Genomic DNA, 25,613 nt, shown 5'->3' on the forward strand with positions numbered 1-25,613 from the left:
AAGATTTATTACGGTTTTTGATCAAGCCGTAGTAGTTGCCTTTAATTCGGCCTGGGGCTCTGAACGCTCTCGTACCAGGGCCACCGATAGAGCCCCAAGCAACATGCACACACCCGCCAGTACGATGATGTAAATAGCCTGGTTTTCAAACACCGTTTTTAAAATAAGGCCCGCTAGCAGGGCGGAAACAATCTGCGGGGCGGCGATCGTGAAATTAAAGATTCCCATATAAACACCGGTTTTATCCGCTGGCAGGGAATCGGAGAGGATCGCATAGGGCATCGCCAGAATTGCGGCCCAGGCAATGCCCACCCCCACCATCGGCAACAGTAACCCCAGGGCGCCACTGGGTACGGAGACTTGAGTAATCAACAGATTGACCTGAGTGGCCTCACCGCCCTGGAAGAACAGGAAGCTGATATACCCCAAACCGCCCAGTGCCAGCGATAGCGAGTAAGTCAGCTTACGCCCCAGCACTTGAGACAAACGAGCCAGGACGATGGAGAAGATCGCTGCAAACAGGGAGTAGGCCGCGAAAATAATACCCACCCAGTCACCGGCAGCGCCCTTGGCTGCGGCAATATGCGCGGGAATTTCTTTGACACTTTCCAGATAGGCCGGGTCAAACCACTTGGCCTCCACTCCCCAAACGTGTTGAGTAATCGCCGGGGTGGTGTAAACCCACATAATAAACAGGGCAAACCAGGAGAAAAACTGCACCAGGGCCAGCTGGCGCATAGTGCGCGGCATTTTGATTAACAGCTGGAAAAAGCCGCTCAAGCGCTTGGCCAGTGAGGCCTTCTGCTGCCGCTCCCGCTCCAGCTGTGCAGAGTCGAGCCCCTTATAGGCATTGTACTGCTCCGGCGGATACTCCTTGGTGCGCAGTACCGTCCACAGCACACTGCCCAACAGCACTGTGGCGCCGATATAGAAGGCCCATATAACCGAGGGGGCCACCTCTCCCGCACGGGCGGTATTTTCCAGGCCGATCACATTAGTCAGGATAAAAGGCAACATGGAGCCGAAGATGGCGCCGATATTAATCAGCAAAGACTGTATCGAGTAACCCAGGGTGCGCTGTTCTGAGGGCACCATATCGGACACCAGGGCGCGGAAAGGCTGCATGGTCACATTAAAGGCCGCATCCATCAGGGCCAACATAACGCCGCCGAAGATAATCGGAGCCACTAGCGCCACAACCAGGCCGGCGTTGGGCATAAACGCCATACCCAGGGCCGCAGCGATGGCACCAAAGAGGATAAAGGGGTTGCGGCGGCCGAAACGGCTCCAGGTTCGGTCCGAGGCCGAGCCCACGATAGGCTGTACGATAAGCCCCATAAGCGGTGCCACTATCCAGAACAAGGATAGGGAGTGAAGGTCCGCTCCCAGGTCAGACAAAATTCTACTGGCATTGGCATTTTGCAGGGAAAAACCAAATTGCACCCCGAGAAAACCGAGACTGACATTCCACACCTGCCAAAAGGGCAAGCGCGGTTGCTGAGCTTGCGGCGCAACGGCGCTGCTGGCTGATTGGGTCATAGAGGTCACCGCATCACTAGTTATGCTTATTCTGCCATTCTCACACGCACTCCCGCAGCAGCCATCCTCCCCCACAGGGGAGGATGCGGGCCAGAACCTGCGCTTTAGGATAAACTCAAGCCCGGGTGTATACGCCGGGCCAATACGAAACCGTGAATCCCAATCAAGCAACTGAAGTCCCGCGCGATGATCCTAAAATCCCCACTCCTGCGCCTGGTATGCCTCGCAGCTGCACTCTGCCTGAGCGTACAATCCCCAGCCGCTGAACAGCGCAACTACCGCGATCACACCATGAGCGAAGACTCACTAACTGTACAGACAAGTGAAGGAGAGGTCACCCTCACCCCGGTGGGCCCTTCAGCGCTATCGGTACACTATCGCCGCGAGGGCCTAAAGCAGTTGCCTTCATTTGCTCTCGCTCCCCACCCCAGCGGCCAACCCCAGGCGACGCTGGAACAGCAAGGCGACAAGCTCGTTTACCGCACGGGCGCGCTCAGTGCCGTTATCCACAAGTCTCCCTTCCGTATTGAATACCTGCGCGGTAAAGAGCCAATCCTGAGTGAGGAGAGCGGCTTCTTTGCCACCGAGACCATGCGCGGATTCCGCTTCGCACTGTCGCCAGAGGAAAAACTTCTGGGTGGTGGAGAGCGGGTTATGGGTATGGACCGTCGCGGCCAACGCCTGCCCCTGTATAACCGCGCCCACTACGGCTACACCACCGAATCCAACCAGATGTATTTTTCCCTGCCGGCAGTACTGTCCAGCAATAAATACATTCTGCTGTTCGACAACTCCGCCACCGGTACCCTGGACCTGGGCGCCAGCGAAGAAGACGTCCTACAGTTTGAAGCTGTGGCCGGGCGCACCGCTTACATCGTGGTAGCTGCTGAGACTTATCCACAACTGCTGGAAAATTATGTATCCACCACCGGCAAGCAGCCCCTGCCCCCCCGCTGGGCCCTGGGTAACTTCGCCTCGCGCTTTGGCTATCACAGCGAGGCCGAGGTGCGTGCAACTGTGGACAAATTTGCCGAGGAAGATTTCCCCCTGGACGCCCTGGTGTTGGACCTCTACTGGTTTGGCCCGGATATCAAAGGCCATATGGGCAACCTGGCCTGGGATAAGGAGGCCTTTCCCGAACCAGAAAAAATGATGGCCGACCTAAAAGATCGCGGTATCAACACCATTCTGGTGACCGAGCCTTTTGTTCTCTCCACCTCCGAGCGCTGGCAGGAGGCCGTGGCGAATAATGCCCTGGCCAAAAACCTGGCCGGGGAGCCCAAGCGCTTCGACTTTTATTTCGGCAATACCGGCCTGATCGATGTCTTCTCCGAAGATGGCCGCGATTGGTTCTGGAATATTTACGATGGACTACAGGAACAGGGCGTAGCCGGCTGGTGGGGCGACCTGGGTGAACCGGAAGTTCACCCCTCCGATACCGTTCACGCAATCGGTATGGCCGATGAAATCCACAACGCCTTTGGCCACGCCTGGGCACAGTTACTGCACCAGCGCCTAACGGCAAAACACCCGGAGCGCCGCCCCTTTATTATGATGCGCGCCGGTTTTGCCGGCTCCCAGCGCTACGGAATGATTCCCTGGACCGGTGACGTCGCTCGGGAATGGGGTGGCTTACAGCCCCAGGTGGAATTGGCTCTGAGTATGGGCTTGCTGGGCTTTGGCTACACCCATTCAGACCTGGGCGGCTTTGCCGGTGGTGAGAAATTTGACCGCGAACTCTATATCCGCTGGTTACAGTACGGCGTATTCCAACCGGTTTACCGCCCGCACGCCCAGGAGCATATTGCTTCCGAACCGGTTTTCCACGATCGCCGCACCCGCGATATCCTGCGCGAGTATGTAAAACTGCGCTATCGCCTGCTGCCCTACAACTACACCCTCGCCTTCGAAAACAGCCAGACCGGCATGCCGCTGATGCGCCCGCTATTTTTCGAAAACGAAAGTGACCTGTCGCTACTGGACTACAAGGATGCCTACCTGTGGGGTCAGGACTTCCTCGTTGCCCCAGTCGTGGAAGAAGATGTGGATGAGGTCGCGGTAAAACTGCCCGGCGGTACCTGGTTCGATTACTGGACGGATAAACAATATTCTGGCGAGCAGGCCCTGGTGGAAGTGGACCTGAAAACTATCCCGGTACTGGTGCGGGCCGGCGCTATTATTCCCACCATTGACGCTGTCCACAGCAGTCGCGATTACTCCAGCAAAAACCTGACCCTGGATTACTACGCCCATCCCGCAGCGGCAAAGTCCGAGCGCTATATTTATGAAGATGATGGCGCTACCGCGCAGGCCTTTGAAAAAGGCAAATACGAGAAGCTGTATTTCTCAGCTGAAAATAATCAGCAGAGCTTAACTTTTAGCTTTAAGCGTGAGGGCGAGGGTTATACCGGTATGCCGGAATCCCGTGCGGTCAGTTTAAATATTCACAACTGGCAACAAATGCCTGTGCAACTGAATATTAGTGGCGATTCCCTGCCTATTTTCGACAGTAAAAAAGACTTTGCCCAGGCACCCCGTGGAGCCTGGTATCACAAGCGCAAACAGCAACTGCTGGTTAAATTTGACTGGCATAAAGAGCCGCTGGATTTAATTTTAACAAATCCATAAAGCAACCTGCTGCTGTTCACTGGCTGAGAAGATTAAAATCATCAGGAAACCATGAAGAAGTTACACTCCCTGTTTATTGCCAAACTCCTTGCGAGCTCTCTACTGGGGGCCACTCTATTCAGTACTGGCGGCTGCACCCAGGAAAATAGCTCGAAAGAGACTAACCCCTCGACAGAAGCCGGCGGGGAAAAAGCGGTTATCTACCAAGTGCTGCCGCGCTTGTTTGGCAACACTAACAGCACCAACAAACCCTGGGGCACACTCGCAGAGAATGGTGTGGGTAAGTTCTCCGACTTTACCCCAAAAGCACTGAGTGAAATCCACGCACTGGGTGCCACCCATATCTGGTACACCGGCGCCCTGCACCACGCACTCGTCGGCGACTACACCGAATACGGTATCAGTAACGACGATCCAGATGTGGTCAAAGGCCGCGCCGGCTCCCCTTATGCCATCAAGGATTACTACAGCGTCAACCCGGACCTGGCCAACAATCCCGCAGAGCGCTTACAGGAGTTTCAGGCACTGGTGCAACGCAGCCACGCAGCCGGCTTAAAAGTGATTATCGATATAGTGCCGAACCATGTCGCCCGCGCCTATCAATCCCTCGATAAACCCCGGAACCTACGGGATTTTGGCGCCGACGACAACACCCAGGTCACCTACGCCCGCAATAACAATTTCTACTATGTGGTGGGTGAAGATTTCCGTGTGCCCGTGGCTGAGGACGGTTATCTGCCTCTCAACGGCGAGGCCAACGATCTTGTCGACGGACAGTTTGCGGAGAGCCCCGCCAAATGGACCGGCAATGGCGCACGCAGCCCACAGCCGGCCATGCACGACTGGTATGAAACGGTAAAGATTAACTTTGGCGTTCGCCCCGATGGCAGTAAAAACTTTTCTGAGCTGCCCCGGCAGTATGCCGAGCGCGACTACCGCGCCCACGCCCAATTTTGGGCGGACAAAAAAGTCCCGGACACCTGGAAAAAATTCCGCGATATCACCCACTACTGGCTGGACTTTGGTGTGGATGGATTCCGCTACGATATGGCCGGGATGGTGCCGGTGGAATTCTGGAGTTACCTGAATTCCTCGATCAAAATGCGCAATCCCGACGCACTGCTGCTCGCTGAAATTTATACTCCAGAGCGTTACCGGGACTATCTGCACCTGGGCAAAATGGATTATCTCTACGATAAAGTCGGCACCTACGACGCTATTCGCGCAGTTATGGAGAACAGCGCTAGCACTGACAAAATTGCAGAGGTGCAGGCAGGCCTGATAGATATTTCCGCTCATATGTTGCGTTTTATGGAAAACCACGACGAGCAGCGTATCGCCAGCTCAGAATTTGCCGGCAACCCCAAGGCGGGAAAGCCCGCAATACTGGTGTCCGCCGCGCTCTCCCCAGCCCCTACCCTGATTTACTTTGGCCAGGAGTTAGGAGAACCCGCCAACCGAGATGCCGGCTTCGGTAAAGCCAGCCGCACCACCATTTTTGACTACTGGTCAGTACCCAGTGTACGCCGCTGGAACAATAAGGGCGCTTTTGACACTGCACTGCTGACAAAAGAAGAAAAAGAGCTGCGCAGCTTCTACCAGCGCCTGCTTAATTTCTCCAAACAGAGCCCGGCCCTGCGCGGCGATTATCTGGACTTGCACAGCTACAACCGCCAGAAAAATTCTGGCTATGGAGAAAAGCAATTTTCCTTTGCCCGCTGGAGCGAACAAGAAAAATTGTTGGTAGTCGCCAACTTCGATAACAGGGCTGTGTCATTTAATTTCCAGCTGCCAGAAGTACTGATTAAACACTGGAATTTGGAGATGGGACAATTTAAGGCTACAAGTCAGCTTTCGCAAAAAACTATAGATCTGGAAGTCAATAATCAACTCGGATCAATGAAAATAGATTTGGAGCCTTTTGAAAGCCATATATTTATTATTACCAGGCATCCCCAGGACTAAGTATATCCAAGCGTTCTGGAGGAGACGCCAATCCCCCATACACTCTTTGACGAATGCGCTATAAACGGGTGCTACGGCTATTTTTTTAATAGCGATAAGTTTAGAAAATAGTTTCGCGGGAGAGATACAGAGGATAGTAGTGGGCAGGGTAAGCGACACAGGCAGGCTGGAAATCCAGCCTGCCTGATTGCAGTTTTATAGTGCTATCACGCTATAAGTCATAGTTTGATCGTTTACCTGCACTTTGTAACTGCCAGTTACAGAAGTGTAGATATCAGATCCGTCCTGATCCAAGTCGCCATCGGAGTCACTATCACCGTAGTTCTCACTCCAATCTCCATTGACATCAAACTTGAAGCGCTGCTGGAATTGGCCATCAAAATCGACCTGGATTTCCCAGGTGTTGTCGGCCACTAATTCCATAGCGTCAGCGCCCCAACTATTTGGGGTACCCCGGAAATAAAGTGAGGAGAAGTTAGACGTGTAGCTAGTGCAGTCTGCACAGGTCAGGCTGTAGCTCAGGGTTTCATCGTTGACCTCAACAATATAAGTGCCTGATACATTGGTGTAGATATCATCACCGCCCTGATCCAGGGAGCCGTCCGCACTGTTGTCGCCGTAGTTCTCAACCCAGTCGCCGTTGACATCAAACTTGAAGCGTTGATCACTGCTGCCATCGAAAACTACTGTCGCACGCCAGGTGTTATCCGCTACCAGAGTCATCGCCTGCGTGCCCCAGCTATTGGGCGTGCCACGGAAGTTTAATGCCGCAAAGTTCTGTGCGTAACCCGCATTGGGGTCAGTTACAGTAATGGTTGCCGTCGCACTATCGGTGAGGCCATCGTTATCGGTAACCGTCACCGTCTCAGTGTAAGTACCTGCACTGGTGAAGCTTAAAGTCTTCGTGGCAGCGCTACCACCGCTACTCCAGCTGTAGGAAACCACACTGCCGTCACTGTCAGTAGAGCTACTGGCATCCAGAGTAACACTCTCATTGACCTCAACGGTGCTGGATACTGGGGTCACAGCGGCTGAAGGCGCCTGCTGGGAGGAGACCTCAGTGATCGTATAGGCCAGAGTCTCATCATTCACTTCGATAAGGTAGCTGCCGGTTACCGAGGTATAGATGTCCGCTCCGGTTTGATCCAGTGTGCCATCGGCACCGTCATCACCGTAGTTTTCACTCCAATCAGCGTAGATATCCAGCTTAAAGCGCTGATCTGCCTGGCCATCAAAGTTGACCACCAATTGCCAGGTGTTATCTGCCACCAATTCAAAAGCGGTCGCGCCCCAATTATTGGCCGTACCCCGGAAATAAAGGCTGGGAAAGCCCGCTCCCGAACATGCATCGTCACAGGGGCCGGATAACTGACCAGCGTGAATAGCCGCAGCGGAATAAGCCGCAACATTGAAAGTGGCATAGCCGTTGCTGCCTACGGAAATAACCTCACCGCTGCACTCATCATCTCCCGCCAGAACATTGCAGTAATCCCCTTCCGGAAGACCCGTGTACAGCGTTTGGCTGAGAGAGTTACCCTCGTTATTAATAACGACGTAGCCTTTGTCACCACGTCCAAAGGCAATCTGGTTATCGCCGTTATCCCACCAATTTTCCATATTGGTGCCATCGGTGTAGTTGCGGAAACCCACCATATTGGCAATATTGCCCCAGCGGTGCTGACAGACCCATTCATCGTTCTCACAGCTCTCTGGACCCGTGCTGGGAGGGCCAATATCGGTATCGGTAAAGTCATAGCCTGACATGACCTTCGGGTAACCATAGGGGTGTGCCAGCATAAACACGTTGGCCAAGTTGTACTTGTAGCCATCGTGATAGGTCAGGTTACCGCCACCACCGTGGCCGCGCTCGCGATCGTGGTTATCGATAAAGTTCACCACATCGCCGGAAGACAGAAGCCCCCAGCTCTCGCCGATACTGGCGAGGTTTTTGATTTGACCGTTAAAGTTACTCGCCACATCCGTGCCGTACTTAAATTCAGTCACACGGCCCAGGAAAGTGTAATTGTACGGCTGAATTTCACTGGCTTCGCCATCCGCACCAATAACTTCAGAAAAGATCCAGGGATTTCCGGCTTTGCTCATAATGCCGTACATATCGCTGGGAGACATATGCTTAACCGCATCCACACGGAAACCGGCAATGCCCATACCCTGCAACTTGTTCAGATAATCGGCCAGGGTCTGCTGTACATAGCTGGAACCGGTGTCCAAGTCTGGCAATCCTACCAAGCGGCAGTCCCAGACATTATTGGCATCACTGTAGTTATCGACGGTACACTCGGAGTGATAATCCGCTGGGGAAAACTCGGGGTGATTCAGCAGAGTCCACTCGGTACCGCCCCAACCCGTGCCGCCGCCATTCCAGGCTGCCGTGTGGTTAATTACTGCGTCTGCATAAACCTTAACACCCGCCGCATTACAGCGGTTGATCATGCTCTGCAACTCTTCCTCGGTACCGCTGCGGCTGGTCAGGTTAGTGTAAGTGACCGGCTGATAGCGCGCCCACCAGGTGGAGTGGCTGATATGTTCCTGGGGCGGTGAAATCTGTACCGCATCAAACCCTTTCGGGCCCAGGAATTCTTCACACTCACTGGCAATATCATTCCAGCTCCACTCAAACAGGTGTACAAAGGCGGTACCGGCGCTGGCATGGGTACTGGACATGGCACCGAGTACAATACCCGCACCTCCCAAAAGCCCCTTTAACGGAAATGATTTTTTCATTTTCACGTTCCTTTTTCTCTCATCTGTAGTCGTTATGTTTTTCGCGTAGGGAAAGCTCCACAGGCAGTTATCTGCCAATGATTAACGATTATCTCCCTACACCGGGGTGGTCTACTTGTAACTACACCTTTCTCCACAGCCATAGCCCTCCCTACAAGTATCTTGCTTGCACAGATCCCGGAAGCGGATTAAAGCGCTACAACCGATAGGCATCCGCTCAGCAAAAAGATGGGGGGAGAACGCCGCAAGCGGCGAAGAAAGATATAGGCGTATCATCGCGGGTGACCATTTATTATTTTTGCAGCTCAACCCCGATATACGGGCACTTTAGTTACCCTCTATCAGGCCTGGTGGGCGCTATCCCCGCCCTGCTGATCACTCATCCTGAGACATCCACATGCTATCCGGAGAGATTTCCAATCGGGACAATATGTGAACAAATACCAAAAAACAGTATTAATATGCACTCCATGTGCTACTACAAGCCCGGAATTACAGCAATCCTGGCTCGTGATAGACTAATAAGGGGGCCAGGAGAACACATCACCCCCCCCGGGGGGCGTAGTGGATACCGCTACTACCGGTTTTAATACCGAAAGTCATTTGACCTCACAGGCCAAAAATCAAGCAGAAAAGGAAGTGATGAAATAGGTGCAGGATAGCGGGGACTAGCAAGTCCTATTTATCAAATTCGAAAACACAATTTATAACCGCCAGAATGGAAACTTCATAATTTCTTTTTTAAGCCAGCTCGATAAAAGAGCAGGTTGCCAATATGCCTTGATACGGCACTCAGCAATCTTATCAACGCTTGACTTCGGGGCTCAATTCTCGGCACCGCCCCTGTATTGAAGCTCTGAATGGATTAAAAGGGTGTCTATAAACACCCGACAGGCATTAGTGCCTGATAATATGGAAATAAGTAGTCATATGAAAAATCGACACCAAGAACAATGGGAAAACTTGGGCACTCACGACCCCTATTGGGCTGTACTGTCAGACCCGTCAAAAAAAAATAGGCAATGGGATAAGGAGATCTTTTTCAACTCGGGAAAACAGGAGATACACCGAGTTTTAGCCAACCTTCGCCAGCAGCATATGCAACCGTGCTTAGGCACGGCTCTGGATTTTGGCTGTGGTGTGGGCCGCCTTAGCCGTGCGCTGTCAACGCACTTTAAAAAAGTCATTGGCGTAGATATTTCTAGCTCTATGATTGCAGAAGCTCGCACTCAACACCGAGAGCATCCCAATATTGACTTTATACATAATACCGCAAACGACCTATCCATAATCCCCGATGGATCTATTGACTTTATTTATAGCAATATTGTGTTACAGCATATCCCCAGCAAACAGCAGAAGCGGTTTATTGAGGAGTTTTGCCGAGTGCTACGCCCCAGTGGAATTATAGTTTTCCAGACTCCGTCGCAGCATGATCTTTCTGTCATTTCTGGCTGGGCTTACTTCCTACTCGGCAATCGTATTTTAAATATTCTCAGAAGAGTCAAGTATGGGAAACACGGTGTAATGGAAGTCCATATACTCCCTAAGCAGTGGATATTAAAAACACTGGGCGAGTGTGGCGTATCGATTAATGAAGTGGAACGATTTGACTCAAGCGGCAAAGGATTTAAAAGCTATCGCTACTATGGCACGAAAAGCTAATGCATTTAACGTTTTAAACAGCTGGCCACATTTTTGGCTCACGCCACGTCTCTTATTCAAGGCTTAAGAACGCCTCCAAACAACTCCGCCATACCTCTGCGGAGCTTGAAGGCCACAGCTGCAACACAGCAGCCATGGCCTTTAAGTCCCGATAGGGGAACCAGTCGATACTTGTATTACAAGTCTATCGAGCGATACACAAATACTTCTCTGAGAGAGAAATTAATAACCGGGATATTTCTCTATTATTGAATCAGCATAATCACACCGCTCATCGAACTCACCCACAGGCCAGCTGCGGAACTCCAGCAGGTCTTGAGCTATTTCCGCTATCTCATTCGATAACTCAAGCTGAGCCAGCCAATCTGCGGGAATGGCATCCACCCCCAGCTGCGCACCGAGGAGATTACCGGTAATAGCCCCGGTAGAGTCTGAGTCTCCATCATGGTTAACCGCCATCAGCAAGGCTTCTTTAAGGTTCGGAGCTTTAAGGGCGCAGTACAGGGAAATAGCGAGCGCCTCCTCAGCCACCCATCCCTCTCCCATCTGTTTAATCGCCTGACCTGGAGGCGTATTTCCAGCGGCGAGCTGTTCAGCCCACTCGATGGCTGTAAGGGTTTCCATATGGTTTGGATATTTGCACAGCTCCGTTTTAGCGGTAGCTATAGCTTTATTTAACGACTGCCCATCTAATAGTATTAAAATAACAACCGCTAATACGCCTGCGGTGAGCTGACCTGTGGCATGGCCGTGGGTAATCGCGGCAAAATCAGACGCCTGCTTGAATGCGATCTCAATATTGTATACACCATTAGCACGCCACTGGTACAAGGCTACCGGCGCAACTCGCATCACTCCTCCGCAGCCTTTGCTGTCATTGTCGGCGCGAATTCCAGCCCCGTCGGCATAGGCATTGAGGGCCTGTAGACAGGTCATACCCGGAGCCCGGCGGTAGTGCAATTGTGGCAGCTCCAGTAACCAGCTTCTATTTACGATATCACTGCGATTACTGAGAGCCCCTGACTGGGTATGCAGCCAGCGCAGATAGGCTCTAGCCACTGTACTTTCCACATTGCATATCCCCCTACTGACACCACGGACATAAGCCCGCAACAGCCCCTCTGCTGTAAATAGCGTCATCTGGGTATCATCAGTAATCGCGCCCAAGCGCCCATAGACCGGGGAGAAATCGCGAATCCCCTGGGGACCAAATTTCCGCCTAATATCCTCCGAGCGAATAAACTCCACCGGGGCCCCCAGGGCATCTCCCACTGCACCAGCAAGCAGGCAGCCTTGAAAACGCTGATGTGGTGTAAGCGTTAATGGCGTATCGCTGTATTCTGAGCTGGGACCGATAGCGGGGCGCTGTTCACTGATATGCTGACTAAAAGCTTCCAATACACTAAGCGCGCCCTGCCGATAAAGGGCGTTTGGCAATAGTTTGCGCTGATTAGCACTGGGATTCATCAGTTCAACTAACCAACTTTCGACTTCCTCTGCGCTTTGACCTTGAGCCGTTTCTGCCCAGTAAATATGCGTAGTACCACTTTTCTTCAGAGCCCGTTTATAGTGAGCTGCGGACTTGGGACCTGGGTTGGCATAGTGCTGCAAAGCATAATCCAGCAGTTCTTGATCATTGCTAAAACCCGGCCGCCAAATAAAAATATTTTCTGTACAGAGCTCCTCCCGAAGGCGAGTCTGCAAGCCGGCCTTTTTTGTTGAGTCCGTTTTGCCAATATAAATCGTACTCCAACGACCTTTTTCATCGTAACAACCCCACAGATAGACCCCGCTACAATCGGGCACCTGTGCCAATAGCTCGCGCACTTTATCTGTGTATTCCTTCGCAATCGGATCGCTGCCATTAGCTGGGTATTCACCACTGTATTGACTGGCGTATTCATAAAGTGATTTTAATTTTAATCTTCCTGATTTATAGCTCAGATATTGATCCACCAGAAAACTCCCTGTAAAACTTATATAAACCTTCTCTTAGATTGATTGTTGAGCCGTCAATAAAACCGGCTCAAACAGAAACTACTCGAACGACTTCCCGATAAATGATTAAGTTACATCTATTCCCCATTTTAAGCGGGTCTTTGCAGAATACGCCTCTTAGAATAAATCACCCACGAGAGATAAGCATCTCATAGTTGGGATAGTTACATCCCTCCCGGTATAGCGATCGGTAGAGGTCTTCCAGATTTGCAGCCGTATTGGCATAAATAACCGATAGCTCTGCGGCAGCAACAGAAATTTTTTCATCCTCACTGTCGATTTCTTTATGCAGCGTATCCAATGCCTGCTCAAGAAGTGGAATAAGAATAAAAAGATCACTGAGTGTTAAATTCATTTTCCTTCTCTTTTTATATTACGCTTCCTTAGCCTCATATTACTCCTTGATGTATATGTCTGCACGCTATGAGATAGTTTTCTTGCCCGGCGACGCTACCCGGGTTACCGAACAGGCCCACCGCGCTAGATGCACCAAATTTCACCTGTAGATGGTACTTCAGCCCCCTTGACTCCCTTCGCCAGTCTCGGTCAGTAAGCGGCCCAGTTGTTGAAACCCCAGTCCCGATCAGAGCGATACTTCCCACTAGCCGTGACTGGGATTTATCCGGCAACAAAGTTGATCTACCTCAATACGCTCCAGCCCAGCTGCGCCATTATGCGCAGCAAAATAATTCGATGAGATAGGCGCCAAATTCGACAAATGGGACAATCGGGGACTCGGGCTGGCACCCCCATCGTGGTAAATTAGACCTCTTGGTCAAATGCAGATCGCACTGGCCAGTAACACGCTTAGTTGAGGAGAAAAAATGGAGCAGCAAAGCACCGTATTCGTTGTAGTGGACCCTAACGATGAAAGGCATGTAGCTCTGGAGCGAGCCTTGACCACTTCACGTGGACGCAATCCTCAGCCGCGACTCGCTGTATTTGTCGCAGTTGATGGAGAGGCCGTAGACACCCGTGCAGTAAACGACCACCTGTTTCGCGATGAGTCCTGGTTCCGCGAGCAAATTCGCGAACCCATCTCAGAGGCCGGCCTGTCCTGTGAGATCACCGTGTGCTGGTCCAGCGACTGGCAGGCAGCCATTGTGCAGGAATCCAAGCGCTGTAATGCCGAAATGATCTACCTGCCGGTGCACGCAAAGAGCAGCCGCCGCTTCACCTTCGCCGAATCCAAGTGGCAAGTTTTAAAAACAGCGCGCTGCCCGGTGGTATTGATTCGTCCCGGCGCCAAAGACGAACGCAAAGTGGTATTGGCGACCGTTAACTACCAGGCAAAAACCCTGGAGCAGCGCCAGCTCAATCGCCAGATCAGCGAGCGCGCAACCTATATCGCCGGCCACTACGGAGCAGAACTCCACCTGGTTAACGCCTTCCTCGACTCTATGCTCTACCCGGATCGCGGCGCCCTGGCCAAACTCGCCGATAAAACCGGCGTGCCTACCCATCGCATTCATGTGAAGCGCGGCTACACCAGTGATGTTGTCGAGGAAGTGGCCCGAGAGATCGATGCGGACCTGGTGGTGATGGGAACTATGAACCAATACGGGGAAACCGGTTCATTCCTGCGGGGCAATACTGCCGAGCGCGTTATCGGCCAGTTAGACGTTGACGTGATGGTGTGTAACCAGTTCACCACGACCGCTATCGACGGCGACTGAACCATCGGATCTATCGAAATGCTAACAGCCCCGGCCGTGATTCCCTGCCGGGGCTTTATTTTTTCAGGCTCTACTGCGGTTTCGCCGATAGGAGTAGCAGGGCTCCCTCAGTTACAAAGGTAACTCGCCCAGCTTCCACTCTGGCGCGCTTGCCCGAATAGTAATCGGTCAGCTCAACGCCATCGGCAAAGATACCGGCCACCGCGACACTCTTTTCTCCTGCTGGGAGATCCATCGCCACCACGACCGCTTGCTCACCGGCGAGGGTGCGGGAGAATGTGTAGGGTTTATCCGCCAGCTTCCGGTGAACGCCGGCACCGACAGCCGGGTGCGCACGGCGGAACTGTCCGAGCTTCTGCCAGTGGGCCAGCAGTGCGCGGGTTTCCGCCTGCGCCAAGTCATCCCAGTTCATATTGGTGCGCATTGAGGCATCGCCGTAAGCGCGCTCATCAATCATCGGGCGCGCCAGCTCATCACCGTAATATATCTGCACGGCACCGGGAGCCAACATCAGTTTGCTGGCGGCGCTCACGCTGTGCTGGCGCTCGCGGTCAAATGAGTGGTGGTCATCGTGAGAGCCCAAGTAATTCAGGACACCGAGCCCTTTTAAATCGCCGCTATTCAAGGCTGAGGAGTAGCTGGAGAAAATAGCTTCCGCCGGCTGGTCTGCAACCTGGGCAAAGCCGAAATTAATCAGGCTGTCGAAACCATACTGGTAGAAGTCGACCTTTCGATCGCTGTAATCGTAGGAGCGGCCAACTGTGGGGCCAAAGTTATTGACACCGAAATGGTAAACCTCCCCCACCATAAAGAAATCGCGATCGTCCAACTTCTTGTTCGGGTTGTCCGCTTTCCACTCCGCCAGGGCCAGATCCGCCTCCCGCTTCAACAGGGCCCAGGCCTGTGGCTCTACGTGCTTAACCGTATCCACACGAAAACCATCGACACCGTATTCACGCACCCAATCGGTGAGCCATTTGATCAGGTAGTATTTGGGTGCGCGCGGGTAACCGGTGCGCTCAAAAAAGGCTTCCAACTCGCGCTGCTCCCGCTCCAGACGCCCTTCATCCTTCCACTTTGCCAACAGTTGCGCCGGCAGCTCGACGTCTTTTTCGCTCTCCGTAAGGATATCGGTCAGGTTCGCATGAATGGCACATTCAACATTGCCGGCATAATCGGACCAATCACACGGCTGGCTATTGCGCAGCCAGGCCGAGGGCCACCTGGCGTCCTTCTCAGTGACGGGGCCCGTGTGATTGAGGATAACATCGAGCAAAACGCGGATACCCTGGCGGTGGGCGACCTCAATCAATTCCGCCAACTCCGCCTCGGTGCCGAAGTTGGCATCGACGGCAGTCCAGTCCTTCGGCCAGTAGCCGTGGAAGGCATAGGTACGCTTGTCGGATTCATTGTAGCCATGGATATTTTCAATCACCGGGGCCATCCAGATAGCATCCACCCCGAGATCATTAAAATAACCGGCTTCAATTTTTTCGATAACACCGCGCAGATCCCCACCCTCAAAGCCGCGCAGGTGTGCAGCGTCATCTTTGCGACCATAGGGGAAGTCATTGCTACTATCGCCATTATAAAAGCGGTCCGGCAACATAAAGTAAACCGTCGCATTGCGCCAAAAAGGATCTACCGGTTCGGCAGCTACGGCAGTTTGTACCGCGCCTAGCATCAGGCCAATCAATAAGCTGGTGAATTTTCCCATCGTTCTCTCTTTTATTCGCCGCTCAGAATTATTCAGAGGCTCCCTATACCACTCTAGTGGGCCCAGTAATTCAAACATCCTCCCGCCCGGGGGCGTAGATACTGCGCAGGCTGTCAGGGCGGCAGTCCGGTTGTGCAATTTTCCATAGTAAAACTATTTTGCGAGCGGCGCTTTTGCAGAGTAATGTAAAACCAGCAGGCCGCGAGAAACCGCAGCGCGTTGTCGTGGTCAAAGGGTCACATTCTGATAGCAGTCAAAGGAGGCAGGGAATGTCGGAACAACAATCTAAGCAAGGGTGGGTCATCGGCATTATTGTGGTGGTTATGGTCGCTGCGGCAGCCTATTGGCTCTGGACCGGCGCCGAAAAGAAAAATGAAGCCCCGGCCATCAGTATTGTTGAAGAGCCACAAACCACCCCCGAGCCAGAAACCCTGGCCCAACCGGAAAGCCCGGAACCGGCCCAACCGCCCCAGGAGCCGATAATTGAAGAGGAGCCCGCTAGGGCGCCGCCGCCCCCTCTCAATGAGAGTGACAAGGCCGTATACGACGAGCTGATGACCCTGGCCCCCGCAGGTGCCCTATCCCGTTGGCTGGTAACCGATGAGGTAATACGCAAGTGGGTCGCCGCCGCCAATGCCGCATCCCGGGGTGAGCTGATCCACAAACATCGCCCACTGAAGAACATTCGCGGCCCCGTCACCGTTACCGGTTCATCTACTGAGGGCTACCAGCTATCTGCGGACAACTACCGCCGCTATGACCAACCGGTGCGACTGTTTGCACTGGCCGACACCGATGCCATCATCACCCTGTATCAATACTGGTATCCCCGCCTGGCTCAGGCCTACGGCGAGCTGGGAATTCGCAACAAGTCATTCCACCAGGTCGTTATTGAAGCCATTGACAATGTACTGGCCGCACCAGAGATTGAAGGCCCCATTCAGTTGATACGCCCCTCGGTCTACTACAAGTTTGCCGATCCGACACTGGAAAAACTGCCCGGAATCCAAAAGCTGATGATCCGTATGGGACCTGACAATGCGGCCCGGGTTAAGGAAAAACTGCAAGAAGTGAAGACAAAACTCACAGAGATGCCGGTACAGGAGCAAACCCAATAGGCAGGCCTGCGGTCATCCGGCTCTCGCGCTGGATGACCGGGCCCCGAGATGATTGTTTTTTGCACACTCTTTCGGCTGGGCGCAATTCTCCCGGCCTTGCCTCCCTTTAGGCCGTCAAAAAACGCTCCCCAAAAGCCCGCCGTCAGCGCCATTCGATACTCAGCCTGTAGCCATTGGGGTATATTACTGGCAGTTCACTAAACGATCCCAACACCAAGCGGTAACGGAGTGCCGCCGCCTTAAGGCAATTGGCACTACCCGATAGGGTAGAGATGCAGGGTTCACAGGAGCGAATCAATGATAGGGAGCCTCGCGCGTTCCTTCTATTTGCGCTCCCCAGTACCCAGCAACCTCAGACCTCTTCTGTTACCACCGGTATAGGCTGCAGATAACCATTGAGGCTCACTTTGAAATATCGTTCCCTAGGCCAAATTCTGGCTATCACGCTCTTATTTGTCGTATCGCTGGCCCGGGCTACGCCCGAAATCAGCATAGCCCCCACACCGGCCTGGGTGGATGCCGTCGGCCTCTCGAACAATATGACTGCGCCCGAAGGCAGTGTTAGGTATCACCTGAGCAACTCCCAAATCTCCCATACCAATGAACAGCATCAGTATTATTTTCAGTTGGTCATGGAGCCCCTCAATCAGCAGGGGGTCAACCAGGTATCGGAACTCAACATCAGTTTTTACCCCGCGTTCCAGCAGCTGGTGATTCACGAAATTACCGTTACCCGCGACAATCGAGTAATCGACCGCCTGGAAAAAGAGGACTTCAAACTCTTCCAGTCTGAGCAGGAGCTGTCCAATAAACTCTATTCCGAGATGTGGAATGCGCTGTATATTCTTGAGGATATCCGCCCCGGTGACAAAATCTCCTATGCCTATACCTTAGAGGGTAATAACCCCATCTTTGAACGCGGGGATTTTGGCACCTTCTATCTGTCATGGCCGGATACTATCGACAGACGCTTTGTAAAAATCACCAGTGATAACAAACTGAATTACCGCTTCAATACAGAAACGGTGCCGATTAAGGTGGCTCGCAAGGACAATATTTTCCAGTACACACTGGATCTGCAACAGGTGTCACCGGTACTTCAAGAGGGGGAATACCCTCACTGGCACGATCCATTCAACTATATCCAATACTCGGGCTATAGCAGCTGGGCGGAAGTAAATGACTGGGCCATGACACTCTACGATATTGATCTCTCCCTGCCACAGGAGCTCACCCGGCAGTTGGATCAATGGCGAGCAGAAGAGGGACTTGAAAGCGCTGTCAGCAAGGCAGTTGCCTATGTGCAGGAAGATATCCGCTACTTTGGTATCGAGTTCGGCATCAACTCACACCAACCGCGCACGCCAAAGGAAACTCTGGATAAGCGCTACGGCGACTGTAAAGATAAAGCCATATTAATCACCGCCATGCTGTCTCATTTGGGCGTCAAAGCCTATCCCGCCCTGGTGTCATCGGGGCGTGGACGCGATATTGCCAACGACATTCCCTCCCCCAGTTCATTTGACCATGTCATCAGTGTCATTGAACTCAATGGGCAGGATTATTGGATTGATGGTACCGCGTCCGGTCAGGGCTCCGATATTAAGAGTAAGGGCTTTTTTGACTACGAGCTGGCACTCCCCGTTCGTGCCGGTACACAAGCGCTCAAAGAGGTGACCACAATTTACCCCGCCAACGGCACCCTGCAACTGGACATCACTGAGACCTTTGCAATTAATGCGGGGGCAAATACTGCCGGGTTAACAGTGGAATCCACCTACAGCGCTCTAAAAGCGGAGCAGATGCGTCACTTTTTCCAGTCTGCGGACTCCGAGTACATAAAGAGCAATTACGCAAACTTTATGGCAACTTACTACCCCGGTATTGAAATCACATCCAATATCCACCACCGGGATAACCGCGATGAAAATAAACTTCAGGTCTCGGAACTGTATGAAATCAGTGACTTTGCCGAGCTGAATTCCGCCCGCAAAATTTTTTCCCTGTATGGTTCCAGTATCGCGTCTTATATCACCAGCCCACAAAAACGCATTCGCCAGAGTCCACTGGCATTGACGCACCCTGTGGATATCCATCACAAAACGATAGCCGAGATCAGCGGCGAAGTACTGTGGCGAGACGAATCCGAGGACCTGAAAATAGACAATCCCTGGTTTACCTTTTCCAGAACCTCCGCTCATACCGGCAATAATATCTCGGTCAATTACGCTTTTAAATCCAAGGCGGACCACGTGCGCAATACGGATATTGCCGAGTATATGGAGCAGCTCGATAAACTGGATAGGGCGCTGCAATATCAATTCTGGGCTAAAGGCGATAACGCCAATGCCCAGGAAACCAGCAAGGCGATGAAAAACCTGGTTAAATCTCTGATCAGGAAGTAGACCATGAAAAAATTTCTTTTTGCCCCCGCGCTTTGCCTACTGGCTTCCTGTGCAAGCCAGACCGCTCTCGAACCGGGTAACGACCAGATAAGACGGTTAACCGAGCAGGTAGCCAGCGCCCCAGACACGGTCACTTACGAAGATTTCTGGACGGCCTATCTGGAATCGCAGCAACCCGTTAATAATATCGATGCCAGGGAGCGCTACCTGACTGAAGTGGCCGCGATTGAAGCTGGACAAAAACCCTGTGAAGCCGTGGATTGGAAGGCTGTAGCCAACCAGCACATCCTCTCTCTAATGCCCCACCTCACCGCCGCAGAGTGCTATGAATCAGTGGGGCAGTTAGAGGCTGCCAACTATCATAAAAACCTGTTTGAATTTATTGCCACCGGCATTCTTTCCGGGCGCAGTGGTGAGCAGAGCTATAGCGCCTTCGAAGTGGCAAGCTGGGCAGATGCCGAAGATCTGCTCACCATATCTGGCTATGAAATTATCGATAGCTATCTAGAGTTTGCCAATAGCCGCAATGCTATCTACCGCGTGTATAACGTAAAGGAAGTGGGCGGCAATCAGGTCTCCAAGATTTACTTCGATAATGCCCGCTTCCTGCACCGGCTGCTCGCGATTCGCTATCCATTTGCCGGCACTTCGGATCAACTGTATAGCGATGTTATCCAAGTACTGGCCCCGACGGACTATACCGCCCGGCACGCCGAGGGTATTGTATTGCACGCCGAGGGGCAGTACCCACAAGCTGAACAGGCCTATCTGGATGCCATTGTGATGGGGTCCGTTTCTGCCAATATCAGCTTGGGGCGACTGTGTCTCAGTGGGAAAGCGGATAAATTTGCCCTCAACGAGTGCGCCCAGTTATTTGTTGCTGCGGCAGAACTGGGGCTCCAAGAGGCAAAAGTTTACCTGGCTTATATGGCCTATATGGGGCTGGGGGTCGAAGCTGAACACACTTTAGCGGCAACACTGCTAGCCAGTGCCGAAAGGCATCTGAAAGAGGGGCAGGCGGAGTACGAACTCTACTCCCTCTTTACCTCGGAAGAGTTTACAGCGGTTAACGAAACTCTTGCTGCACAGTTCTTGCAGGCCAGTATCAATAAGAATTACCCGATGGCAATCTTTACTCAAGCCATCGCTGAGCTTGAACAGGATAACTACCCTCAATTTGAGCAACTTATCCAGCAAGCCTCCGACAGCGGCTTCTCACCGGCTCAATTCTTTTACGCCAGCTATTTATTGGAGGGGAAAAACGAAATTGCCAAAGGCATGGCGCTACTCAACGAGGCCGCCATAGCAGGACATCCCGCCGCCCTCTACGAGAAGGCCCGCATCGCACAGTACGGCGTACATGGACTGCCCCAAAATATTGATCAGTCTATTAGAGACTACAAAGCTTCCGCATATCGCAACCATCTGCCCGCACAATTAAAAATGGGAATACTCAACTCCAAGGGAGTAATTGCAGACGCCAGCGCCGATATTGCCTATGCGTGGTATCTGCTGTGTGGCAGGGCCGGCAACCTAGAGTGTATTACCAATATGGGCTACTCCGCTGAGCACGGTTATGGAGTAGAGCAAAGTCCAGCTCATGCCGCTGAGCTCTATCAGCTGGCGGGGGCGGAGGGTTCGGCCAACGCCAATGCCAGGCTGGCGGGACTCTATGAGAGGGGGCGCGGGGTAGAGCAGGACCTGGAGCAGGCAATCTATTATTACACCCTGGCCGCAGACAGTGGTTTAGCCACAGCGATGAATAAGCTGGGGCTTATCTATCTGGACTCTGACAATACGCCTAATGACTACTCCAAGGCACTGTATTGGTTCGAACAGGCCGCTCTCCACAATTCCAAGTATGGTTTTTTTAATCAGGCGCGGATGTATGAACAGGGACTCGGTGTAGCGGCAGAACCCGATCGAGCGCTGTCACTCTACGAAGAGGCTTCCAAGAGAGGCCATGGTATGGCCTCTCTGAGAATTGCTGAAGCCTACAGTCGAGGAGAATCGCTCGATAAAAACCTTGACCAAGTACTTCACTATTTAAAACTGGCCACCGAGCAAAGCGATAACCGACAGCTAAAACAAATGCTGGAAGTCTGTACTGATACGAGAGACTGTAATATCACAGATCTAAAACAGCTCCTAAGTGAACTCTCCTCAGAGTAACAACGCTCAGGTGGTCAACTATTTACCCCAATAGTTGACCACCTTCACTCTCCGATTTTTACCGCAGTACCGATCTCGACAGTTTGAGATCGATAGTCCACTGATAGATCCAGCTTAAAAAGCACGCCAGCCATCACAGAATAAGGTTCACAGCTCTTTATACTCCGCGCCAATCATATGCGGTACAACGGATCTACGAGGTAATATGACCTATTCACTGAAGTTGCTCATGGCGATCGGCCTATCTATCCTTCTCACTGCCTGTGGTGGCGGTGGAAGCTCTGATGATAGTGATACTGACGATACCCCGGTGAGCAGTGATGATAATTCCGGCTCTGATGACGCCTCAACGATAAGCGGCAATAGTGGCAGTGTCAGTGAAAATAACGACACCACCACGACCGGGCAGCTGAGCGACAGCGCCAATAGTAACCAGACCTTTGAAGCTGGCAACTTCCAGGGGGGCTACGGGGAATTGCAAAGCTCCACCGATGGCAGCTGGACTTATACACTCGACAGTGAACTGGCCGATCCAATCCAGGGCTCAGAAGTAGTCACCGATACTTTCACTATCGGTGTTGGCTCCAGTGATTCAACAACGGTTTCTATCTCCATCACAGGCTTCGACGACACCTATACGTTTAGCCCCGCCACCCCCCTGGCCACCTTGGTGGTAGAGGGTAAGGAGTTTGCCTCCGGTACACTTCTCCTAGACGATGTCGATGGCAACACGCCTGTATTTGTTGCAGAAACTATTAATGGCTCCTACGGCGACTTTACACTATCGAGCAATGGTGACTGGGAATACAGCCTCAATGACAGCGCAGAGAGTTTAAATAGCGGAGAGTCCGCAGAAGACACCCTCACATTCCAACTTAGCGACGGCTCCAGCCAGTCAATTATCTTTGATATCGTTACCATTGAACCTACAGAGAGCAGCATCGTATTTATTTTTATGAACTTCTCTGACGCAGTACCGACAGATACAACGGATATCTCCGATATTGCGAATATGGTATTTAACAATGAAGATTCTCTCGATAACACCTATCTGAAAAATTCATTGGGACAGCTAAAGTTTCTTCGCCACCGCATTAATGATAATACCCTGGAGCACTATTGCTATGGGGAAGCCGGCAATGAAGACAGCTCTATTGACTGTATCAGTTATGATATCCCCGATAGTCAGGATGGGGGAACACTCAGTATTGAAAATGCCAGCGCCCGCGCCAGCCAGGGGGGTGAATATACTGACGGGGGCTTCACCTGGCGAGACAATGCAAGCGAGTGGATTGAAGCCAATTTGGTCGATGACAACAACAGCCCCCTTGACCTGAGTGACTGGCGCCATCGCGTTTATATTTTTCCTACAGAAGCCAATAGCGCCGGACTTGTCGGTGCTGGTGTCGCAGCTCTCAATGGAAAATGGAGCCTTATTACCGCCTATACAGACCCGGTGATTATGGGCCATGAACTCGGCCACAATATTGGGCTCAATCACGCCGGTAACGATGACAACAATGATGGTGACACCAACGATAGAGGTGAAAGTGAGTACGGAACAAGCGGGGCATTTATGGGCAACGCCTGGGGTTCACGACTATTTGGTAGCGGCCACCGGGAGTATATGGGCTGGTATGATTGGTTTCCCGAGTACAGCAAAACCATTACTCAGACCGCCGGCAGCACCGAACAAGTGGAGATTGAGGCTATCGAGCTAACGGCCGGCGAGCTCAGCGGCAACCTGCCACAACAGCTAAAAGTTGCAAGTGAAGGCAGCAGTAACGGGGAAGATTATTACTATGTTAACTATCATATAGGGCATGACATCTTGAACCCCTCTGCGCATATGGAGAATTCAGTTAGCATTCATTACCTGGATGATAATCTTTTTAATCACGTAGCAGAGCTCGAAGCACCCGGGGATAGCTTTACCGACGCCGATATCGGACTGACTATCGAGTTTCAATCCAGGAGTTCCGATAGCCAGTCAGCCACCCTGATAGTCAGTTACAGCGACTAAGCCCCTATTATTGTAGAGCCATAAAGAACAGGATAAGCACGATGAAAAGACTACTTTTATTGGCATTGACCTTTACATTCTCACTATTTGTGCAGGCGGAAGAAACCGTCACCGGCACCCTGGAAGAAGTTATCTCAGAAAACTTTGAGACCGGAGAATCCAAGCACAAATTTTCATTGAAAGATGAACAGAGCGGAAACTACTATTTTATCGATCTCGATGAGGCCAAGCGCAAAGGTATGAAGTCTGGCGATAGAGTGAGAATTCGCGGTGAGCGCGGAGAAAAACGCACACTGCGCATTACAGAATCTGAAAAAATTGAACTACAAGATAGCAAATAAACCCTGCATTCAATCAAGCAAGCGGCTCAATTAAGCCGGTTAAAGTGGAATAGTGCTCGCCGAGCCGCAGCACTATTCCACTATCTCCCCTACCCCACTCTCAACTGATTCAACTGCTGTAGATGCGGCATAAAGTTTAGAGCACAGCGGCGGTTAAACTCCCTGATTTCCTCTATTTTATACTTGTGCGCAAGTTCATTACCCGGCCGCAATTGATCCTGTTCGGGGTAAATCCCCTTGCCGGTTAACAGGCAATTCCATGATACATTCGGGAAATAAACATCCAGCTTTTGCTCCAGCAGCTCATCGGTAATATTCTTCCCCGCCATCCAAGCCATCAAAATTGAACGCAACGATGGGGATATTTTTTCATTACTCCCGTTGGCAAGCCAGTAATCCGTATCCGTCCGTGAATTGATGCGATAGTGGCAGACAATATAATCCCGTACCGCATCAAAGCGGGCACTGATGCGGTTATTAAACTCATCCCTGAACTTATCTGTATGACCGCCATTGTTATAGGCTTCAATAAAGCGCACCACGGTTTCCTGTACCATATCCAGAGCCGTCGCCTCCAAGGGCTCAATAAAGCCCTGGGAGAGCCCCACCGCCAGGCAGTTCTTCGCCCAGTGCTGGGCAACCCGCCCCACCTTAAAGCGCAACCGGCGCGCCTCAACGTCGCTATCCAGTAGGCCCAAGTGGGCGCGGAATTCTGTTTCCGCCTTGTCATCGTCGACAAAGCGAGAACTGTAGACATAGCCGTTGCCATTGCGATTGGTCAGAGGAATTTTCCAGGCCCAACCGTATTTCATCGCAGTGGAAATTGTATGCGGCGCATAGTCCTGTTCCTGATCCGTAGCAAATACGACCGCCGAATCATTAAATAAGCTCTCTGCACTACTGATAAAAGGCACTTGCAAAGACTGCTGAATAAGACTTCCGCGAAAACCGGAACTATCGACATAGAGATCCGCTTTAAGCACTTCACCATCGGTGGTTTTCAGGTGATCGATATTGCCCTGGGTATCGAGCATCGCACCGGCAACCGTCGCCACCTTATAGCGAACCCCTTTTCTTTCCGCAACCCGGCGTAAAAACTGGCCCAATAAACCAGAATCAAAATGGTAGCCATAGGCAATTTCAAAAGGGAAGTTTTCCGGCGCGACGGGAGATAATTTTTGCCGGATCATCTCAGTTGCCAGAAAGAAGTGGTCCGGGTGTCCCTCCAGGTCCACACCTTTTCGCCGCAGAAAACTATTGTGAAAAAATGCCGGGATGGTGAACTGATCCGGCTGCCCCACAAAGGGGTGAACATACTCGCTATAGCCCGGCTTGACCGACCAATCCTTAAAAGTAATCCCGACCTTATAGGTAGCGTTGCAGGCGGGCATCCACTCCGCTTCGCTAACCCCAATAGTCTCCATAAAGCCTTTTAGTGGTGGAGTTGAACCCTCCCCGACACCGATAATGCCAATATCCGGCGATTCCACCAGGGTGATCTCAAACCCTTTGTCCTGCCAGTGGGTCGCCATCAGATTGGCAGTTATCCAACCAGCGGTACCCCCACCAAGAATAATTATTTTTTTGCGTTGGTTGCTCATGTCGACTCTCAAAAAATCGG

At 52.0% G+C, this 25,613-nt stretch carries 15 protein-coding genes; 9 read left to right on the forward strand and 6 right to left on the reverse strand.

From position 1 onward, the window contains the following. Positions 1 to 21: 21 nt before the first annotated feature. The gene (locus tag ACJJIK_RS12775) at positions 22 to 1,539 is read right to left on the reverse strand and encodes an MFS transporter (protein ID WP_444942958.1); all 1,518 of its coding nucleotides are present in this window, start codon (positions 1,537 to 1,539) and stop codon (positions 22 to 24) included. Positions 1,540 to 1,725: 186 nt separating this feature from the next. On the opposite strand from ACJJIK_RS12775, the gene ACJJIK_RS12780 reads away from it, so the two are divergent. Continuing rightward, complete coding sequence (locus ACJJIK_RS12780) at positions 1,726 to 4,167, forward strand: TIM-barrel domain-containing protein (protein WP_444942959.1); 2,442 nt, start codon at positions 1,726 to 1,728, stop codon at positions 4,165 to 4,167. Between the two features lie 51 nt (positions 4,168 to 4,218). Further along, entirely contained in the window at positions 4,219 to 6,132 is a 1,914-nt protein-coding gene (locus tag ACJJIK_RS12785) for an alpha-amylase family glycosyl hydrolase (RefSeq protein WP_444942960.1), read from the forward strand. Positions 6,133 to 6,327: 195 nt separating this feature from the next. Here the strand turns inward: ACJJIK_RS12785 and ACJJIK_RS12790 are convergent, their stop codons facing one another. Next, positions 6,328 to 8,877: an alpha amylase C-terminal domain-containing protein gene (locus ACJJIK_RS12790; RefSeq protein WP_444942961.1), complete on the reverse strand. Its 2,550-nt coding sequence runs from the start codon at positions 8,875 to 8,877 to the stop codon at positions 6,328 to 6,330. Between the two features lie 873 nt (positions 8,878 to 9,750). On the opposite strand from ACJJIK_RS12790, the gene ACJJIK_RS12795 reads away from it, so the two are divergent. Next, entirely contained in the window at positions 9,751 to 10,542 is a 792-nt protein-coding gene (locus ACJJIK_RS12795) for a class I SAM-dependent methyltransferase (RefSeq protein ID WP_444942962.1), read from the forward strand. A 222-nt stretch (positions 10,543 to 10,764) separates the two neighbouring features. Here ACJJIK_RS12795 and ACJJIK_RS12800 read toward each other — a convergent pair whose 3' ends face one another. Beyond that, complete coding sequence (locus tag ACJJIK_RS12800; RefSeq protein ID WP_444942963.1) at positions 10,765 to 12,498, reverse strand: ADP-ribosylglycohydrolase family protein; 1,734 nt, start codon at positions 12,496 to 12,498, stop codon at positions 10,765 to 10,767. Positions 12,499 to 12,667: 169 nt separating this feature from the next. Beyond that, positions 12,668 to 12,895 (reverse strand): hypothetical protein, encoded by a 228-nt coding sequence (locus tag ACJJIK_RS12805; protein ID WP_444928689.1) that lies wholly within the window; start codon positions 12,893 to 12,895, stop codon positions 12,668 to 12,670. Positions 12,896 to 13,364: 469 nt separating this feature from the next. On the opposite strand from ACJJIK_RS12805, the gene ACJJIK_RS12810 reads away from it, so the two are divergent. Further along, the gene (locus ACJJIK_RS12810; RefSeq protein WP_444928690.1) at positions 13,365 to 14,216 is read left to right on the forward strand and encodes a universal stress protein; all 852 of its coding nucleotides are present in this window, start codon (positions 13,365 to 13,367) and stop codon (positions 14,214 to 14,216) included. A 70-nt stretch (positions 14,217 to 14,286) separates the two neighbouring features. Here ACJJIK_RS12810 and ACJJIK_RS12815 read toward each other — a convergent pair whose 3' ends face one another. After that, the gene (locus ACJJIK_RS12815) at positions 14,287 to 15,933 is read right to left on the reverse strand and encodes an alpha-amylase family glycosyl hydrolase (RefSeq protein ID WP_444942964.1); all 1,647 of its coding nucleotides are present in this window, start codon (positions 15,931 to 15,933) and stop codon (positions 14,287 to 14,289) included. Between the two features lie 269 nt (positions 15,934 to 16,202). Between ACJJIK_RS12815 and ACJJIK_RS12820 the strand changes: the two genes are divergently transcribed. The 5 genes from ACJJIK_RS12820 (at position 16,203) to ACJJIK_RS12840 (ending at position 23,992) form a co-directional block, all read left to right on the forward strand. Then, positions 16,203 to 17,051 (forward strand): DUF3014 domain-containing protein, encoded by an 849-nt coding sequence (locus ACJJIK_RS12820; protein WP_444928692.1) that lies wholly within the window; start codon positions 16,203 to 16,205, stop codon positions 17,049 to 17,051. A gap of 407 nt (positions 17,052 to 17,458) precedes the next feature. Further along, positions 17,459 to 19,456, forward strand: a complete 1,998-nt coding sequence (locus ACJJIK_RS12825) for a DUF3857 domain-containing transglutaminase family protein (protein ID WP_444928693.1) — start codon at positions 17,459 to 17,461, stop codon at positions 19,454 to 19,456. 3 nt (positions 19,457 to 19,459) lie between these two features. After that, entirely contained in the window at positions 19,460 to 21,628 is a 2,169-nt protein-coding gene (locus tag ACJJIK_RS12830; protein ID WP_444942965.1) for a tetratricopeptide repeat protein, read from the forward strand. A gap of 205 nt (positions 21,629 to 21,833) precedes the next feature. After that, on the forward strand, positions 21,834 to 23,651 hold the full coding sequence (locus tag ACJJIK_RS12835) for a VCBS domain-containing protein (protein WP_444942966.1): 1,818 nt from the start codon (positions 21,834 to 21,836) through the stop codon (positions 23,649 to 23,651). A gap of 41 nt (positions 23,652 to 23,692) precedes the next feature. Continuing rightward, complete coding sequence (locus ACJJIK_RS12840; protein WP_444928696.1) at positions 23,693 to 23,992, forward strand: hypothetical protein; 300 nt, start codon at positions 23,693 to 23,695, stop codon at positions 23,990 to 23,992. 89 nt (positions 23,993 to 24,081) lie between these two features. Here the strand turns inward: ACJJIK_RS12840 and ACJJIK_RS12845 are convergent, their stop codons facing one another. After that, positions 24,082 to 25,593, reverse strand: coding sequence for a tryptophan halogenase family protein (locus ACJJIK_RS12845; protein WP_444942967.1), 1,512 nt, complete (start codon positions 25,591 to 25,593; stop codon positions 24,082 to 24,084). Between the last annotated feature and the right edge of the window lie 20 nt (positions 25,594 to 25,613).

This window comes from Microbulbifer regidiadema (SeqCode) (genome assembly GCF_052466995.1).